At 73.2% G+C, this 15,267-nt stretch carries 15 protein-coding genes and 1 pseudogene; 5 read left to right on the top strand and 11 right to left on the bottom strand.

Annotated elements, in window-relative coordinates; genetic code table 11:
* Window positions 1-118: 118 nt before the first annotated feature.
* Together murC and msrB are read left to right on the top strand one after the other, a co-directional pair.
* Window positions 119-1,510 (top strand): UDP-N-acetylmuramate--L-alanine ligase, encoded by a 1,392-nt coding sequence (gene murC, locus EAO70_RS11770; protein ID WP_148002924.1) that lies wholly within the window; start codon window positions 119-121, stop codon window positions 1,508-1,510.
* Window positions 1,511-1,545: 35 nt separating this feature from the next.
* Window positions 1,546-1,950: a peptide-methionine (R)-S-oxide reductase MsrB gene (gene msrB, locus EAO70_RS11765; protein ID WP_148002923.1), complete on the top strand. Its 405-nt coding sequence runs from the start codon at window positions 1,546-1,548 to the stop codon at window positions 1,948-1,950.
* A 22-nt stretch (window positions 1,951-1,972) separates the two neighbouring features.
* Here msrB and EAO70_RS11760 read toward each other — a convergent pair whose 3' ends face one another.
* The 8 genes from EAO70_RS11760 to EAO70_RS11725 all read right to left on the bottom strand — a co-directional run bounded on the left by EAO70_RS11760 (window position 1,973) and on the right by EAO70_RS11725 (window position 10,456).
* Complete coding sequence (locus tag EAO70_RS11760) at window positions 1,973-3,019, bottom strand: zinc finger protein (protein WP_148002922.1); 1,047 nt, start codon at window positions 3,017-3,019, stop codon at window positions 1,973-1,975.
* Between the two features lie 15 nt (window positions 3,020-3,034).
* Window positions 3,035-3,568, bottom strand: a complete 534-nt coding sequence (locus EAO70_RS11755; RefSeq protein ID WP_148002921.1) for a hypothetical protein — start codon at window positions 3,566-3,568, stop codon at window positions 3,035-3,037.
* Between the two features lie 2 nt (window positions 3,569-3,570).
* On the bottom strand, window positions 3,571-5,421 hold the full coding sequence (locus EAO70_RS39105; protein WP_261992809.1) for a vWA domain-containing protein: 1,851 nt from the start codon (window positions 5,419-5,421) through the stop codon (window positions 3,571-3,573).
* A gap of 54 nt (window positions 5,422-5,475) precedes the next feature.
* Entirely contained in the window at window positions 5,476-7,737 is a 2,262-nt protein-coding gene (locus EAO70_RS11745; protein WP_187283846.1) for a hypothetical protein, read from the bottom strand.
* Between the two features lie 204 nt (window positions 7,738-7,941).
* Window positions 7,942-8,340, bottom strand: coding sequence for a hypothetical protein (locus EAO70_RS11740; protein ID WP_148002920.1), 399 nt, complete (start codon window positions 8,338-8,340; stop codon window positions 7,942-7,944).
* 155 nt (window positions 8,341-8,495) lie between these two features.
* Entirely contained in the window at window positions 8,496-9,281 is a 786-nt protein-coding gene (locus EAO70_RS11735; protein ID WP_148002919.1) for an SDR family NAD(P)-dependent oxidoreductase, read from the bottom strand.
* An 84-nt stretch (window positions 9,282-9,365) separates the two neighbouring features.
* Window positions 9,366-9,605, bottom strand: coding sequence for a DUF397 domain-containing protein (locus EAO70_RS11730; RefSeq protein ID WP_148002918.1), 240 nt, complete (start codon window positions 9,603-9,605; stop codon window positions 9,366-9,368).
* A complete protein-coding gene (locus tag EAO70_RS11725) occupies window positions 9,602-10,456 on the bottom strand; it encodes a helix-turn-helix domain-containing protein (protein WP_148003024.1) in 855 nt (284 codons plus the stop codon). The genes EAO70_RS11730 and EAO70_RS11725 overlap by 4 nt, the downstream gene beginning before the upstream one ends.
* A 128-nt stretch (window positions 10,457-10,584) precedes the next feature.
* Here EAO70_RS11725 and EAO70_RS11720 point away from each other — a divergent pair, with 128 nt between their 5' ends.
* Window positions 10,585-11,022: an ATP-binding protein gene (locus tag EAO70_RS11720; RefSeq protein ID WP_148002917.1), complete on the top strand. Its 438-nt coding sequence runs from the start codon at window positions 10,585-10,587 to the stop codon at window positions 11,020-11,022.
* Window positions 11,023-11,068: 46 nt separating this feature from the next.
* Here EAO70_RS11720 and fusA read toward each other — a convergent pair whose 3' ends face one another.
* Window positions 11,069-13,087, bottom strand: coding sequence for an elongation factor G (fusA, locus tag EAO70_RS11715; protein WP_148002916.1), 2,019 nt, complete (start codon window positions 13,085-13,087; stop codon window positions 11,069-11,071).
* A 338-nt stretch (window positions 13,088-13,425) separates the two neighbouring features.
* On the opposite strand from fusA, the gene EAO70_RS39100 reads away from it, so the two are divergent.
* Window positions 13,426-14,283 carry a DUF6232 family protein gene (locus tag EAO70_RS39100; RefSeq protein ID WP_315986230.1) on the top strand — a complete coding sequence of 286 codons (858 nt, stop codon included), beginning with the start codon at window positions 13,426-13,428 and terminating at the stop codon, window positions 14,281-14,283.
* Window positions 14,280-14,621 carry a hypothetical protein gene (locus tag EAO70_RS11705; RefSeq protein ID WP_261992807.1) on the top strand — a complete coding sequence of 114 codons (342 nt, stop codon included), beginning with the start codon at window positions 14,280-14,282 and terminating at the stop codon, window positions 14,619-14,621. The genes EAO70_RS39100 and EAO70_RS11705 overlap by 4 nt, the downstream gene beginning before the upstream one ends.
* A gap of 195 nt (window positions 14,622-14,816) precedes the next feature.
* Here the strand turns inward: EAO70_RS11705 and EAO70_RS40310 are convergent.
* Window positions 14,817-15,125: pseudogene (locus tag EAO70_RS40310) on the bottom strand (transposase); the annotation flags it as partial.
* Window positions 15,017-15,265, bottom strand: a complete 249-nt coding sequence (locus EAO70_RS40305; protein WP_410091264.1) for a transposase family protein — start codon at window positions 15,263-15,265, stop codon at window positions 15,017-15,019. The pseudogene EAO70_RS40310 and the gene EAO70_RS40305, both read right to left, overlap by 109 nt.
* Between the last annotated feature and the right edge of the window lie 2 nt (window positions 15,266-15,267).

Below are 15,267 nucleotides of genomic sequence, written 5' to 3'. Positions count from 1 at the left end.
GCCTAGTGGCTCCGGCCGGGCCCACCCGGCCGGAGCCACTAGGCTGGGGGTTTCCACCACTGTCTGTCGCGCATGCGACAGGGAGTAGCCACGAGACGCACTCCGGGGAGAGATCCACATGGCACCCGCCATTCCCGCCGCCATGGAACGGCCGCACTTCATCGGCATCGGCGGTGCCGGAATGTCGGGCATCGCGAAGATCCTCGCCCAGCGCGGCGCCAAGGTGGCCGGCAGCGACGCCAAGGACTCCGCGACCGCCCAGTCGCTGCGCGCCCTCGGGGTCACCGTGCACCTCGGGCACGCCGCCGAGCACCTCGCCGACGACGCCTCCGCCGTGGTCGTCTCCAGCGCCATCCGCGCCGACAACCCCGAGCTGGCCCGCGCCGCCGAGCTCGGCATCCCCGTCGTGCACCGCTCCGACGCCCTCGCCTCCCTCATGGACGGCCTGCGCGCGATCGCCGTCGCCGGCACCCACGGCAAGACGACGACCACCTCCATGCTGGCCGTCGCCCTCACCGAGCTGGGCCTCGACCCCTCGTACGCCATCGGCGGCGACCTCGCGGGCCCCGGCACCAACGCGCTGCACGGCGACGGCGAGGTCTTCGTCGCCGAGGCGGACGAGAGCGACCGCAGCTTCCAGAAGTACGACCCCGAGGTCGCGATCGTCCTCAACGTCGAGCTGGACCACCACGCGAACTACGCCTCCATGGACGAGATCTACGAGTCCTTCGAGGCCTTCACCGCCAAGATCCGCCCCGGCGGCACCCTGGTCGTCGGCGAGCACGCGGGCGCCCGCGAGCTGGCCCGCCGCGTCGCGGACCGCGACGGCCTGCGCATCGTCACGGTCGGCGAGACCGAGGACTCCGACGCCCACATCCTCAAGATCGTCCCGAACGGGATGAAGAGCGAGGTGACGGTCGCCCTCGACGGCGTCGAGCACGTCTTCACCGTCTCCGTCCCCGGGCGCCACTACGCGCACAACGCCGCCGCGGCCCTCGCCGCCGGCGCCCGCGTCGGCATCGACCCGGCCGACCTCGCCCGCGCCCTCACCGCCTACACCGGTGTCGGCCGCCGCCTCCAGCTCAAGGGCGAGGCCAAGGGCGTCCAGGTCATCGACTCGTACGCGCACCACCCCACCGAGATGACCGCCGACCTGGAGGCCATGCGCGGCGCCGCCGGGGACGCCCGCCTCCTCGTCGTCTTCCAGCCGCACCTCTTCTCCCGCACCCAGGAGCTGGGCAGGGAGATGGGCGACGCGCTGGCCCTCGCCGACGCCTCGGTCGTCCTCGACATCTACCCGGCCCGCGAGGACCCGATCCCGGGCGTCACCAGCGAGCTGATCATCGAGGCGGCCCGGAAGGCCGGGGCCGACGTGACCCCGGTCCACAACAAGGGCGCCGTCCCCGAGATCATCGAGGGAATGGCCGGACCCGGTGATCTCGTTCTCACCATGGGCGCGGGCGACGTCACGGACCTCGGACCGCGCATCCTGGACCACCTGTCGAAGTAGTCGAAGTAGCGGCAAGCAGCAGAGGGAGCGAGCCCATGGCGTACGACGTCGAGAAGCCGGACGAGCAGTGGCGTGCGGAGCTGAGCCCGGCGGAGTACCAGGTGCTGCGCCAGGCGGGCACCGAGCCCGCCTTCCGCGGTGAGTACACGGACACCACCACGCAGGGCGTGTACTCCTGCCGGGCCTGTGGCGCGGAGCTGTTCACGTCGAACGAGAAGTTCTCCTCGCACTGCGGCTGGCCGTCCTTCTTCGACCCGAAGGACAGCTCCGCCGTCGAGCTGATCGAGGACCGCACCCACGGCATGGTCCGCACCGAGGTCCGCTGCTCCCGCTGTGGCTCACACCTGGGCCACGTCTTCGAGGGCGAGGGCTACCCGACGCCCACGGACCAGCGGTACTGCATCAACTCGATCTCGCTGCGGCTGGAGCCCACCGAGTAGCGGGGACGGGCGGGCGGGGGGCTCAGCTCGGGGACGGTTCCGGGACGAGCTCCTCGCGGCCGATGCGGGTGCCCGACTTGTAGACGGAGACGGTGCTCCCGCGGATCACATAGCGGTACGGGCTGTTCGTCGCCTCGTACCCGTCCTCGGTCCTCGTGGCCCTCATGGCGATGCCCGGCTCGCGCCGGTCGCTGAACTCGCCGAAGTAGTAGAGCGTCCCGGCCCGCGTGCGGCAGAGGGTGATCTGCTTGTTCTCCGTGCGGAAGGCCTCGACCAGCGTGGCCCCGTCGCCGCCCCGGAGTTCGTCCGCGATCCGGGACGGGCACGCGGCGGCCGTGGGGCGCGGGGTGCCCGTCGCCGGCTCCGTGCCGGCGTCCTCGATGGCGTCGCCGAGCTGGGCGAACCAGCCCTTCTGGATCCCGACCACCACGAGCACGGCGATCAGCAGGAAGAAGAACAGGCAGCCGCGCGACTTCTTCTCCTTCACCGGCGGCCGGTACGAGGCGGGCGGGGCGTACGGGCCCGGGTCGGTGTACGTCGGAGGGGCGGGCGCCGGAGCCGGCGTCCGGCGCGGCGGCGTGTAGCCGGTACCGCTCGGCGGCGGGAACAGGAGCCCCGTCGTTGTCGAGCCGCTCCCCGTCGAACCGCCCGACCGCGGGGGCGAGGTCGTCCGCCGGGGCGTCGGCCGCGACGGCGCCGCCTTCTTCGGGGCCGCCTTCTTCGCCGCCCCCTTCCCGCCCGTCCCGGTGGAGGTGACGCGCGAGGTCGTGGTCCTCGGCGGCGTGCTCTTCGGCGGCGTCGCCCGGGAGGCCGGGCCGCCGGTCTCCTCCCGGCTCTTGGCGCAGCCGGAACAGGTGCTCCGCCGCGCCGGGTTGGTGGCCCGGCACACCCGGCACTGCCAGTCGCCCGAGGGACGCGCGGGCGACGGGCGCTTGGGCGCCGGGCGCGCGGGGGCGGCGGGCCGCGGCATCGGAGTCCGCCGGGTGGACCCGCAGATGCTGCAGGCCGTGTCCTTGGGTCCGTTGTTGCTGTCGCAGTCCGCGCACTTCCAGCCGGCCGAGCCCGCCACCCCTGTCGTCCCTTCTCAGCGATCGCTGCTCGCGAGACGTTCCATCACGTCCGCGAACAGTTCTTCCGACCTCTCCCCGGCGGGGCTGAGGATCCACTCGACGCTGCCCTCGGGCACGCGCTCCAGCTCCGCGGGCTCCGCCGCCCCCGGCGCCGGGTCCGCGGCCTCGGTCACGGCCGGTGACGGCGGCGCGGCGGCGGCGGGCCCGGGAGCAGCCGCGCCCGCGCCCCGGACCTCCGCCGAGGGTCCGGTCTCCTCCGGCAGGTCCGGCACCGAGTAGTCACGCCAGAGCACGGCCATGAACCGCCCGACCAGGTCCACCAGGGCGAGCGGGACGTCCACGCGCACCCAGACCGACTTGGTCCCGGTGGCGCCGCCCGGGAACCGGAACCGGAACTCCAGCTCGTGGCCGGGCCGGGTCGCCGAGGGGGCCCGGAGCGAGGCGGAGGCGCAGTGCGACGGCCGGGCCTCCAGGACGCCCGCGCCGATCCACTGCAACTCCAGCAGGCCCTCGGCGGTCAGGGACAGCCGGAAGCCGTCCCACTCCAACCTCACAGGCTGTTCGCGATCGTCTCGATGATCTCGTCCATCTCGAACTCCTCCAGGCCCTCGCCCGCCTTGGAGGCGAAGTGCAGGGTGAGGTCCCACTCCTCGGCGATCGGGTCCGACCACGGGGCCTCCTCGGGCGCGAACAGCACGAGCCGCTTGGCGGACTGCTCCATGACCGAGTTCTGGCTGCGGGCGTAGCCCCACTGCTCGAAGAGGTCGTCGAGGCTGCGCGGGATGTGCCGCGGGTAGGTGGGCGCGTCGGCGCCGACCGTGCCGAGGGCGTGCGCGGGGGCGTCGGTGAACATCACGATCACATGGCGCCTGCGGTCGAGGCCGGTCTCCCAGGGGGAGTTGATCGCCAGGGCGAGCGCCTCCAGGCCGGACTCCGGGATGTCGCCGCCGCCGCCCGCCTCGATGCCGCCGACGAACCGCTGGAAGTCCGCGGCCTGCGCGGGGAGGTGGAGGAAGTCGGTCTCCTCGATGGCGTCCGAGGGGTTGTCGCCGAAGTCGCGGAACGCGATCACCTTCAGCCGCAGCTGGCTGATGGACTTGCCCTTCTTGGCCATCACGTCGTCGAGGCGCTGGTGGAACTGGAGGGCGCTCGACTTCACCGTGCCGAGGACGGGGTGCATGCTGCCGGTCGCGTCGATGCACAGCGCGATGTCGACGGCGTACTGCAGATTGCCCTGGTACTGCCCGCGGGCGTCGTTCATGGGGACGTTCTCCTTGTCAGGGGTGCGGCGGCGGTCGTCAGGGGGTGCGGCGGTCGCCGTCGCGGCCGCCGAGGTTGATGCGGACGCGGGACCTGCCCGGTTCCGGGGCGGGTGCCGGGGTCCCGGTGGCGGCCGGAAGCCGCTCGGACGCCATCGAGGAGACCGACTTCCTCCACCTCCCCGCGCAGGCACCTCGCCGCGCAGCGCCCCCCGCGGCCGGGGTTCGTCCTCCGGCCCGTGGCCCGGGCCGAGGGCCGGCGGGTCGACGGGGCGAGCGAGGGAGCCGCGCAGCCGTCCGCGCCGGGCGGCCCCGTCGAAGAGCCCGTCGCCCTCGCGGAGGACCTCCTCCAGGATGGTCCGTTCCAGCTCGGCCTGTTCGAAGGGCTCCCGGTCCGCGTCGCCGCGCTCCAGGACGAGGCGCATGATCGTCTGCCGGACCTCGCGCTTCTCGGCCTCGTTCTTCTCGATCCAGGTGAGGGCGGCGCGGGGGCCCTCCTTCTCCATGATCTCGGCGATCAGGCCGTCGAGGCCCTCCTCGCGGATCATGTCCACGTGCCGCGTGCGGCGCATCCCGGCGAGCCGGGTCTCCCGGACGACGTCCCGGAAGTCGCGGCCGCTGGTGGCGATCTCGTCGTCGTCGACGAGGAGTTCGACGTGGACGGCGCGCAGCCGGACCGCGTCGTCGCCGGTGAATCCGGCCACGGTGGCGTTCAGCGCCACCTCCGCCTGGTGGAACTGGGCGATGTCGTACTCCCGGGAGACCTCGCGCAGCGTCTTCCGCAGGTAGTCGAAGAGGGTCTCGCTCATGTCCCGGATGCCGCGGTCCACGACCTGCGCCGGGTCCGCGACCCGGCACACGAGGTCGACCCGGCTGCGGAAGGAGAACGTGTGGTCGCGGCTGAGCAGCGGGATGTCGAGGACGAGACGGTGCTCGGTCAGGTCGACGGTGAACATCCCGCTGTACGCGCCGAAGCGGGAGGACGGGATCTCCTCCCCGTTGCGGACCGTCAGGGACGGGCCGCTCTCCCGGACCAGGACCAGCGCGCGCCCGGGCTGCGGGGAACGTACCGGGCTCGTCAGCCGCCACTTGGGCAGTTCCTCGTAGGACAGCACGGGGTCGTAGGTCTGCTGTTCTCCCACGGGGGACCTCCTTCCACTTCCTCGGGGCGTCCGGCCCCTTACGGGTCGTCCGTGTCAGGTCGTACGGGCCAGCGCGTCCCGCAGCAGCGCGGCGTTCCGGGACGGGCGTTCGCGGTCCTCCGCCCAGGCCCCCAGCCACCACAGCAGCCGCTCGCGGTGGGACTTCGAGGTCCGCGAGACGTCCCACAGGAGGCGGTTCAGTGCTTCGAGGGCGGGCCGGCCGCCGCGTTCGGCGTGGACGTCGATCCACTCGCGGAGCGCGGCCAGTGCCCGGTCCCGCAGCGGGCGGCAGGCCAGCGACCGGGCCCACAGCTCCGCCATCCGCTCCTCGTGTGCGGGGAGGGCGCTGAGCAGCAGGGGGACGCCGGAGACGCCCTCCGCGGGACCGCCGGTCACCGGTTCGTACGGGCGGCCGGTGGCGAAGAGGAAGGCCGACAGCGACTTGACGACCATGGGGGACTGGTCCTGCGGTGCGGACCAGTCCAGGTAGGCGTCGAGCAGTTCCGTCACCCGCCCCCGGTGTACGAGGTGGACCCCGCCCCAGGCCACGGACGGCAGGGTGCCCCAGTCGTCGTCGCGGTCGAGGGCGTCGTGCAGGACGGCCACCGCCCGCGCGGGCGCCTCCCGGCCGAGGAGTCCGCCCGCCGTGTTGGCCGCGGTCCCGGCGAGCCGCCGCTGCCGGACCGAACTGCCGCCGCGCGCCCAGCCGTGCAGCAGCTCCCACACGGCCTCGGCCGAGTCCTCCCGGCTGCCCGCCACGCCGAGTGCGGTGGCGGCGGCCTGGCGGAGCTGCCAGGAGTCGGCGGCGGCCCAGGCGGTGAGGAACCGGTGCACCGCGTAGTGGTGGTCGGCCCAGGCGAGGATCCCGGCGGCGACGGCGGCCCGGGCGCGGACCTCCAGGTCGTGGTGGTCGAGGAGCCGGCGCAGCCAGCTGAGGAGGGGTTCGCGCCAGCCGTCGAGGCCGGTCCAGGCGTAGATCAGGACGACCTGGCCGAGGAGCGGGCTCCGGAAGCGCACCCGGGGCGGCCCGGAGGCGTCGGCGTCGAGGCGTATCCACTGCTGCTCGTCGCCGAGCCGGTCCCTGAACCGTACGTCCGGCGGCGCGGGTTCGGGGGCCGCGAGCGCCGCCCGGAGGCGTACGGCCGCCTCGGCGACGGTGAGGTAGCCGCTGTCCTCCAGGACGGCGGCGGCGAGCGCGAACGCCACCGCCTCCGGGTTCCGGTGCCGGTCGAACCAGGTCCGCACCTGGTCGCTCGGGTCGCGCAGCGTGGCCGCGGCGGCCACCACGTCCCGGCCGGCCCGGACGTCGGCGGCGAGGCGCGCGGCGTGCCGTGCGGCGGGCATCTCGCGGAGCGTGTCGGCGACTCCGCCGGAGGCGAGCGCCGCGCGCAGCGCGGCCCGGGCCGACGGCGCACCGCCGTGTCCGAGCGCCCGCCGTTCGAGGACGGCCAGCGGGTCCACGGGCGTCAGGACGTGGACGGCCACCGCCTCGGTGCCGTCGGCCCGGACGGTGACGGCCAGGTCCTGGCCGCCGGTCAGGACCAGATGGCAGCCGTGGTGGCGCAGCGCCGCCACGACGGCCGGAAGCCTGCGGGGGAGCGCCTCGAAGTCCCGGGCGCCGGCCCGGCCGTCCTCGACGGCGAGCAGGTATCCGCTGTCCTTGACGGGGGGTTCCCAGTCGGCCGCGAGGACGGCCGCCGGGTCGAGGAGACGGTGGCAGACGCCGCCGCCGTCGGCACCGCCCAGCGCGAGGGCCTCGGCGAGCAGATTGACGGCGGTGGCCTCGCGGCCGCTGCCGGACGGTCCGGTCAGCACGAGGAGCCGCCGCTCGCTGAGCGCCGACAGCGCGGAGCCGTACCCCTCTGGCTGGACGAACAGCTCGGTGTGGTCGGCGAGTTCGGCGGCCCCGAGGGGCAGCACGGTCCCGCCGCGAGGGGCGCCGCGCGGGTGCCGCTCGCCCCCGGCGTTGAACCCGCCGCCGAAGCTGACGGTGTCGTTGAAGAGCGCCAGGGTGCCGATCCGGGTGCCGGAGGCGTCGTCGTTCAGCCGCCGCGCGATCAGGTCCGCGATGGCGCCCGCGCGCTGCGCGTCGGACCGGTCGGCGTCGTCCGCGGCCGTCCCCTCCTGGAGGGAGCGCATGGCCGCGTCCTCGCTGACGGGGCCGTCCTGCTCCGGCCCGGGCCCGCGCGACCCGCCCTCCGGCGCGCCCGTCGGGGCGCCGCCCGTGGTGTCGGGCGCGGAGGTCGAGGCGGGGGCCGGTTCGGAGCGGTCGGTCGGGCCGCCGGCGGACGGCGCGGCGGTGGGTTCCTCGCTCATGGCACAGGTCTTCCGGGGTGGTTCGGCGAAGAGGACGGGAGCGGTGACGGCCGCCCCCTGGGGCGGGGACGCGCGGCCCTCCCCGACCGGCGGGGAGGAACGACCTCCCCCGGCCGGCGGGGACGCGCGGTCCTCGGCGACCGGGGACGTTCGGATGTCGTTCCGGGCGCGTGCGGACGTCGTACCGGGGAGGTGCGACCGTCCTCAGGAGACGTTCCAGTCGCCCTGGATCTCGACCTTGTTGTTGAAGACCTGGGCGTTCTTGATCAGCGCCGCGCTGACCTGCGGCCCGCCGCGCCCGGAGGCGGCGACGGCCTCGTCGACGAGCCGCCGCATGTCGCCCTCGAAGTCCCGGTCGCGCAGCATGTGCGCCGAGAGCATCCGTTCCAGGTCCTGGCGGCCGGTTTCGTCGTCCGGCGTGTCGGTCACCCGCTCCAGCGCGGCCTCGGCATCGCCGTCCCCCCGGAACCTCTCCCTGATCCGGGCGACCAGCCGGGACCCGCCGGTCCAGCCGCTCCGCCCCGCCTCCTGACCCGTGGCCTCCAGAGCGCCCTTGACCACGAGCGCCACGCCCGCAGCCGCGATGGCCGTCAGTGGCTCCATGTGTTCCCCCGGTTGTTCCGTGCTCACCCGCAAACAGGTGAGGCCATTCAAGTACGCACCGTGAGGGCCGCCAGGGTTTCGGTGAACTATGACTGAAACCCGACGTCCCGAAGGGGCGGGTGATGGCCGGATCTCGTACGGGGACGGGGGAGCCGTCAGTGGACGGAGAAGCCGCCGTCGACGAAGAGGGACTGCCCCGTGACGTACGCGGAGGAGGCGCTCGCCAGGAACACGGCCGCGCCCGCGAAGTCCTCGGCAAGACCGTTGCGGCCGACCATCGTCCGGGCGGCCAGTGCGGCGACCCTCTCCGGGTCGGACGACAGGCGCTGGTTGAGCGGGGTCATCACGAAGCCCGGGACCAGGGTGTTCGCGGTCACCCCGTACGGCGACCAGGCCTCGGCCTGCGAGCGGGCCAGCGACTCCAGGGCGCCCTTGGACACGCCGTACGCCCCGCTCTGCACGAAGGCGCGGTGCGCCTGCTGGGACGTGATGTGGATGATCCGGCCGAAGCCCCGCTCGGCCATCCCGGGACCGAAGCGCTGCCCGAGCAGGAACGGCGCCTCCAGGTTCACCGTCATCGTCGTGTCCCACACGTCCTCGGCCAGCTCGCCCAGCGGAGGACGGAGGTTGACACCGGCCGAGTTGACGAGGATGTCGGGCTCGCCGAAGACCTCCGCGGCCTCCTCCGCACCGGCCTTGACGCCCTCGCGCGTGCCCAGATCGGCGCTCACCCATGCGGCCCGGCAGCCGGCGGCGGTCAGCTCGCCCACGGTGGTGGCCAGTTCCGCCTCCTTGCGCGCCACGACGACCACGCTCGCCCCGGCCCGGGCCAGCGCCCCGGCGATGGCCCGCCCGATGCCGGAACTGCCGCCGGTGACGAGGGCGGTGCGGCCGTCGAGGGAGAAGAGTTCGGAGAGGTACCCGCCGGGCGTCGTGCTCATCTGGTCTGCGCTCCTCGCGTCGTGCGTGCACCCGCCCGTCCGGGTGCGGTGGCGGGCAGGTACACGCATCCTGTCAGACGCGATTCAGCCGAGGTCGGAGAGGAACTCCGTCCAGGTGGCGGGGGAGAGTGCGAGCTGCGGTCCGGTGGGGTTCTTGGAGTCACGGACGTGGACGGTGGAGGGGCAGGAGGCGACTTCGACGCAGTCGTCACCGCTACCGCCGCTGTAACTGGACTTGTGCCAGGTGAGGGCGACTTCGACGCAGTTTCCGCCGTCGCCGGTGCTGTAGCTGCTCTTGAACCAGGCCAGTGCAGTGGTGCTCATAGTGCTCCTCGGATCTCCCGCAGCAGGCTCGCGGTCGCCTCTACGGACAGAGCCTGTGCCCGCATCCTGGCATATCGCTGCTGGAGAATGCTGACCTCTTTCGACTCGGTGGCGAGCTGGCCTGTGCCCTGGCCCTCGCTGTACGCGTACCAGGTGTTTTCCTTGGTCTCCAAGAGACACAAGGGTCCATCGAGTCCGGCATGGTGTCCGCGTGACAGCGGCATGATCTGGATGTCGATGTTGCGTCGCTCGCTGAGTTCGATGATGTGGTCGATCTGCTCACGCATCACTTCGGGAGTGGCCACTTGGCGGCGCAATGCGTGCTCTTCGACGATGAAGCTGAAGACCGTCTCCGGGCATTCCGTGAGGATGCGCGTGCGCTCCATTCGCGCGACAAGGCTCGACTCGATCTTGTCGTCGTTCATCGTCGGGAGTTGCTTCTCGAAGAGCGTTCGAGCGTACCTGCTTGTCTGGAGAAGCCCTGGTGCGAGCCGAGGTTCGTACGTGTACAGCGTCACCGCCAGTGGCTCCAGTTCCGCCCAGCGCTCGAACCACTTCGCGAGTCCCGCCTTGCGCGTCAGGTGCTTCGCCGCCGCCTTGAGCGCGCCGAACGCGTCGAGCACCTCCTCCGCGCGCCCCACGAACTCCTTGGACGGCAGCCGTCTGCCCTGCTCGATCGAGGCGATCGTCGGGACCGAGTAGCCCACGCGCGGAGCGAACTGCTCTTGCGTCAGGGCCGCTCGTCTGCGGAAGACCTTGACCACTTCCCCGAAAGCCTTCAGGCTCTCCGACGTCTCCGGTTCGCTCCCCTTCGGAACGTCCTCCGTCACCCCGCCACCTCCCGTACCCATGTGCTCGCGCGGAACGAGTCCATGCTCACGGATCGTCACCGGTACGGTCCAGAGCGTGAACCCGTACGCTGCGCAGCGTACGGGTTGCTGAGCTGGCAACAGGTCCCTGGCGTCGCCACATTGGCCCCATGACCACCCCCGCGACCCGCCAAGCGGCCGTCACCGTACGTGTGTTCACCCAGCGCTTCAGCTCGACCCCGCGTGGAGCGCGCCTCGCCCGTCGTCTGGCGCTCCATCAGCTCGACCGGTGGCGCGTCCCCTACGGCTCCGAGACCTCCGAAGCCGTCGCGCTCCTCGTCGCCGAGCTCGCCGCGAACGCCGTCACCCACGGCCGTGTCCCCGGGCGGGACTTCGAGCTGTCGCTCGCGTACACCCCCGGCCTGCTGCTGCGGATCGACGTGTCCGACACCCGGGGCGAGCGGCGGCCCGTCACCACGGCGCGGGGCGCCCTCGACGAGGGCGGCCGGGGACTCATGCTCGTGGAGGCGCTGGCCTCGCGGTGGTCGGTGCTCGACCGCGTACCGGTCGGGAAGACCGTGCGGGCTGAACTCGACCTGGGATCCTGACCGGGTGTCCGACCCGTGGGGACCGCACGGGCCGGACACCCCGCACTCAGCCCGCCTGTCCGCCCGGCGCCGGGGCGTAGCCCGCCGGGCGGGTCGTGAACGTGCCGCGGCCCTGGGTGCGGCCGCGCAGGCGGGACGCGTAGCCGAAGAGTTCGGCCAGCGGCACCGTCGCCGTCACCACCGCCGTACCCCCGCGGGCCGTCTGGTCCGTGACCCGGCCGCGGCGGGCCGCGAGGTCGCCGAGGACCGCGCCGACGGACTCGGCGGGGACGGTGACCGTCACGTCGGCCACCGGCTCCAGGAGCGTCATGACGCTCGCGCGGAGCGCCTCGCGCAGCGCGAACCGGCCCGCCGTGCGGAACGCTAGCTCCGAGGAGTCCTTCGGATGCGTCGCGCCGTCGGTGAGCGTGACCCGGACGCCCGTCACCGGGTGGCCGCCGAGGGGGCCCTCCAGGAGCGCGTCCCGGCAGCCGGCCTCGACGGCGCGGACGTACTCCTGCGGGACCCGGCCGCCCGTGACGGTGGAGGCGAAGACGAAGTCCTCGCCCTCCGGCGCGCGCTCGACGTCGATGACGACATGGGCGAACTGGCCCGCGCCGCCGTCCTGTTTGACATGACGGTGGAGCAGTCCGGTGACGCCCTTCGCCACCGTCTCCCGGTACGCGACCTGCGGACGGCCGACCGTGACCTCCAGGCCCCGGTCCCGCCGCAGCTTCTCCACCGCGACCTCCAGGTGCAGTTCGCCCAGACCCGACAGGACGGTCTGGCCCGTCTCCGGGTCGGAGCGCACGACGAGCGACGGGTCCTCCTCGGAGAGCCGGGCGAGGGCCGTCGCCAGGCGGCCGGTGTCCGTGCTCCGGCGCGCCTCGACCGCGGCGGAGACCACGGGGTCGGCGGTCGTCGGCGGTTCGAGGACGACCGGCGCGTCCCGGGCGCAGAGGGTCGCCCCGGCGCGGGTGCCCTTCGGGCCCACGACGGCGACGATGTCCCCGGCGCGCGCCGCGTCGACCTCGGTCGCCCGGTCGGCCTGGACCCGGAGGATGCGGGCGATCCGCTCGGTGCGTCCGCCGGTGGTGTCGAGCACGGTGTCCCCCTTTCCGATCGTGCCCGCGTAGACGCGGACGTAGGTCAGCCGGCCGGTGGCCGTCGCGTTCACCTTGAACGCGAGCGCGGTGAACGGCGCCGCCGGGTCCGCCGGCACCTCCCCGCGTACCGGAGGCAGGTCCGACGGTGCCGGGAGGTAGGCGACCACGGCGTCGAGCAGCGGTTCGATCCCGCGGTTGCGGTACGCCGAGCCGCAGAGCACGACGACTGCCTCGCCCGTGAGGGTCAGGTCGCGGAGCGCTCCCCTGAGGGTGTCCGCCGCGAGCGCGCCCTCGCCGCAGAACTCCTCCAGGGCGCCCGGGTGCAGCTCGGCGACGGTCTCCTCCAGCTGCCGCCTGCGCCGCCCGGCCTCGTCCCGGAGGTCGTCGGGGACGGGCAGGTCGGTGAACGTGTCGGCGCCGTCGGCCCACACGTACGCCCGCATCGCGACCAGGTCCACGACGCCCGTGAAGCCGTCCTCGCGGCCGATGGGAAGCTGGACGGGCAGCGGGACGGTGCCGAGGCGGGTGCGGATCGACTCCACGGCGGCGTCGAGCTCCGCGCCCGCGCGGTCCAGTTTGTTGACGAACGCGATGCGCGGGACGCCGTGCCGGTCGGCCTGCCGCCACACCGTCTCGCTCTGCGGCTCCACGCCCGCGACGGCGTCGAAGACGGCGACGGCGCCGTCCAGGACGCGGAGCGAGCGCTCGACCTCGTCGGAGAAGTCGACGTGCCCGGGCGTGTCGATCAGGTTGATCCGGTGCCCGGCCCAGTCGCAGCTGACGGCCGCGGCGAAGATCGTGATGCCGCGGTCCCGCTCCTGCGGGTCGAAGTCGGTGACGGTGGTGCCGTCGTGGACCTCGCCGCGCTTGTGGATGGCGCCGGTGAGGAACAGGATCCGCTCGGTGACGGTGGTCTTGCCGGCGTCGACGTGGGCCAGGATGCCGAGGTTGCGGACGCGGTCGACGAGGTGGGTACGCACGGTGTCGTGCCTTTCGCTGCTGCTGGAACGAGACAGGGCAGCGCGATTCCCGTACGCGGGCCGTCAGGAGGACGGCGGGGGCGTCACGGGTCGGCGATGGCGGGCGCGCAGCCGCCACCGGCCGGAGGGAGAGGCGAGGATCACGTCGTACCGGGCACGGGCGGACGACACGGCGGCGGTGGTGTTGCGGCAGCGCACGGTCGTCTCCCCTCGGTCGGACGTCGGCGGCGCATCGGTCGGTGCGCCGCGAGACGTGAGTGTAGGGAGGGGGACGGGCGGCGCGACAGTGGTTTTCGCGGAGCGCGGGGAGCGCCGTCCGGCAGCGCGCAGGTGGACTGATGAACAGTCAACTCTTGGCCAAAGTAGACGGGTTGGCCGTATCTCTGCTGCCTCGGGATCGTCCCCGGGCGCTTAATGGTGCTCCCGCAGGGTGCGGGGAAGAGAGTGACGAGAACACGGGGGAACGCATGGCCGTCACCGGGGACCCCGGACCGCCGCCCAGACCGCCGTCCGCTCCGACGCCGGGCCCGCCGTCCGGTTCGGCTTCCGGGCCGCCGACGGGTCTGCCGCTCGGGCCGCCGTCCGGGCCGCCGACCGGCCCACCGACGGGTCCGCCCTCCGGGCCTCCGCCGCCCCGGTCCCCGTCGGATCCTCCGGAGCCGCCCGCCGCGCCGCCTCCGGGCACCGGCTGGGGAGGAGTCCTCCAGCTCCGGGTCAGCCGCCGGATGCTGTGGGTGGGCGCCGCCGCCCTGCCCCTGCACAACATCACCCGCGTCGAGGCCTTCCGGCTCAGGCCCGACCGGGGCGCGGCGCTCCTCCGCTTCCTGAAGTGGCTGGTCGTCGCCCTCGTGATCTACGCGGTGATCAACAGCGTGGGCGACGGCGACGAGGCCATCGGGGAGAGCGGCCCGCTGCTCCTCGTCGTCCTGATCGCCCTGGCCGTCTACCTCGGCAGGGAGCTGTTCGCGACGGCGAAGCCGGTGCTGCTGGTCGAGATGTCCAGCGGCTCCGCGGTGGTCGTGACGCTGCCGAGCATGGAGGAGCTGAGGGACATCGCCGGACTGATCGCCCACGCGATCGACAACCCGGCGGCCGAGTTCAGCCGGATCGTGCAGCAGTTCAACACCACGAACAACAACAACGGCACCGTGGTCAACATGATCGGCGGCCGGAACAACAGGGGGATCAGCCTGTGAGCGGCGACACGACGAACAACAACCACGGCACCATGGTCAACATGGCGGGCGGCCAGGGCAACGTCGGCATCAACTACGGCACGGTCGGCACCCCGGACGACCGGCTCCGGGTCGCCGTCGAGGAACTCACCCGGCTGCTCCAGGGCCTGCGCCCGCACCTCAGCCCGGAGCAGGCGCAGACGGTCGACGAGGCGCTGCCCGAGCTGACCCCCGACCGCGCCGCCCTGCGGCAGCGCGGTCTCGTCCTGGCGTCGGTCGCGCAGATCGCCGCGGCCGTCGGCACCGTGGGCCAGCCCGTGGTGGACGCGCTGGGCCGGCTGATCGCGCTGCTCGCCTAAAAGGTGTTGCAGAGGTCTGGTTTCGGCAGGCCGAAGTGGGCTTCTGACGTGTTGTTTCACCGTGTCATGGCGAGGGTGTACATGGTGGCGACGGCCTGGACGGCATGGTGAAGTCCGTCTCCGCTCTGGCGGCAGTCGCGCAGGATCTTCCCGTTCTTCATCTGGGCGAGGGTGCGCTCGACGCGGGCACGGACGCGTCGGTGTTCGGCGTTGTCCTCCTCCTGCCCGCAGGAGGGGGCGGCCGGCTCTCTTGCGGTGCGGGACCATCAGGCCGGTGCCGAGGTAGGCGCCGTCCCCGATCACCCTCGTGCCCGCCGCCAGAGCGGGCAGATCCGACCCGCGCCACACGTGGGCGTCGGCCTCGTTGCCTGGCGCCGGGCGGGCCCAGGCGATGATCAGGCGGGTGTCTGCGGCGATGATGATCTGAACGTTCGCCGGGAACCGGCAGTCGCGGGACGAGGTGCCGACCGTCCGGTCGTGGACCGGAATGAGGGTGCCGCCCACGATCCACAACCGTTCGGTGTCCACCACCGGCCGCGGGGCCGCTCGAACGCCAGCAGCGGACGGAGCCGCTGGATGACCCGGCAGACGGTGGCCGGGGAGATCCCGAAGAGCGGAGCGAGCTGCCGCATGGTGAGGCTCATCC

Origin of the sequence: Streptomyces sp. adm13(2018) (assembly GCF_008042145.1) — a bacterium.
Taxonomy (GTDB): domain Bacteria; phylum Actinomycetota; class Actinomycetes; order Streptomycetales; family Streptomycetaceae; genus Streptomyces.
This window is presented reverse-complemented; position numbering and strand designations above follow the sequence as displayed.

What these genes read in the sequence shown, in the direction of transcription:
- EAO70_RS11735 (WP_148002919.1), bottom strand. Translation starts at nt 9,281, where the DNA reads ATGAGCACGACGCCCGGCGGGTACCTCTCCGAACTCTTCTCCCTCGAC.
- EAO70_RS11740 (WP_148002920.1), bottom strand. Translation starts at nt 8,340, where the DNA reads ATGGAGCCACTGACGGCCATCGCGGCTGCGGGCGTGGCGCTCGTGGTC.
- msrB (WP_148002923.1), top strand. Translation starts at nt 1,546, where the DNA reads ATGGCGTACGACGTCGAGAAGCCGGACGAGCAGTGGCGTGCGGAGCTG.
- EAO70_RS11745 (WP_187283846.1), bottom strand. Translation starts at nt 7,737, where the DNA reads ATGAGCGAGGAACCCACCGCCGCGCCGTCCGCCGGCGGCCCGACCGAC.
- murC (WP_148002924.1), top strand. Translation starts at nt 119, where the DNA reads ATGGCACCCGCCATTCCCGCCGCCATGGAACGGCCGCACTTCATCGGC.
- EAO70_RS11725 (WP_148003024.1), bottom strand. Translation starts at nt 10,456, where the DNA reads ATGGGTACGGGAGGTGGCGGGGTGACGGAGGACGTTCCGAAGGGGAGC.
- EAO70_RS39100 (WP_315986230.1), top strand. Translation starts at nt 13,426, where the DNA reads ATGAACAGTCAACTCTTGGCCAAAGTAGACGGGTTGGCCGTATCTCTG.
- EAO70_RS11730 (WP_148002918.1), bottom strand. Translation starts at nt 9,605, where the DNA reads ATGAGCACCACTGCACTGGCCTGGTTCAAGAGCAGCTACAGCACCGGC.
- EAO70_RS11720 (WP_148002917.1), top strand. Translation starts at nt 10,585, where the DNA reads ATGACCACCCCCGCGACCCGCCAAGCGGCCGTCACCGTACGTGTGTTC.
- EAO70_RS40305 (WP_410091264.1), bottom strand. Translation starts at nt 15,265, where the DNA reads ATGAGCCTCACCATGCGGCAGCTCGCTCCGCTCTTCGGGATCTCCCCG.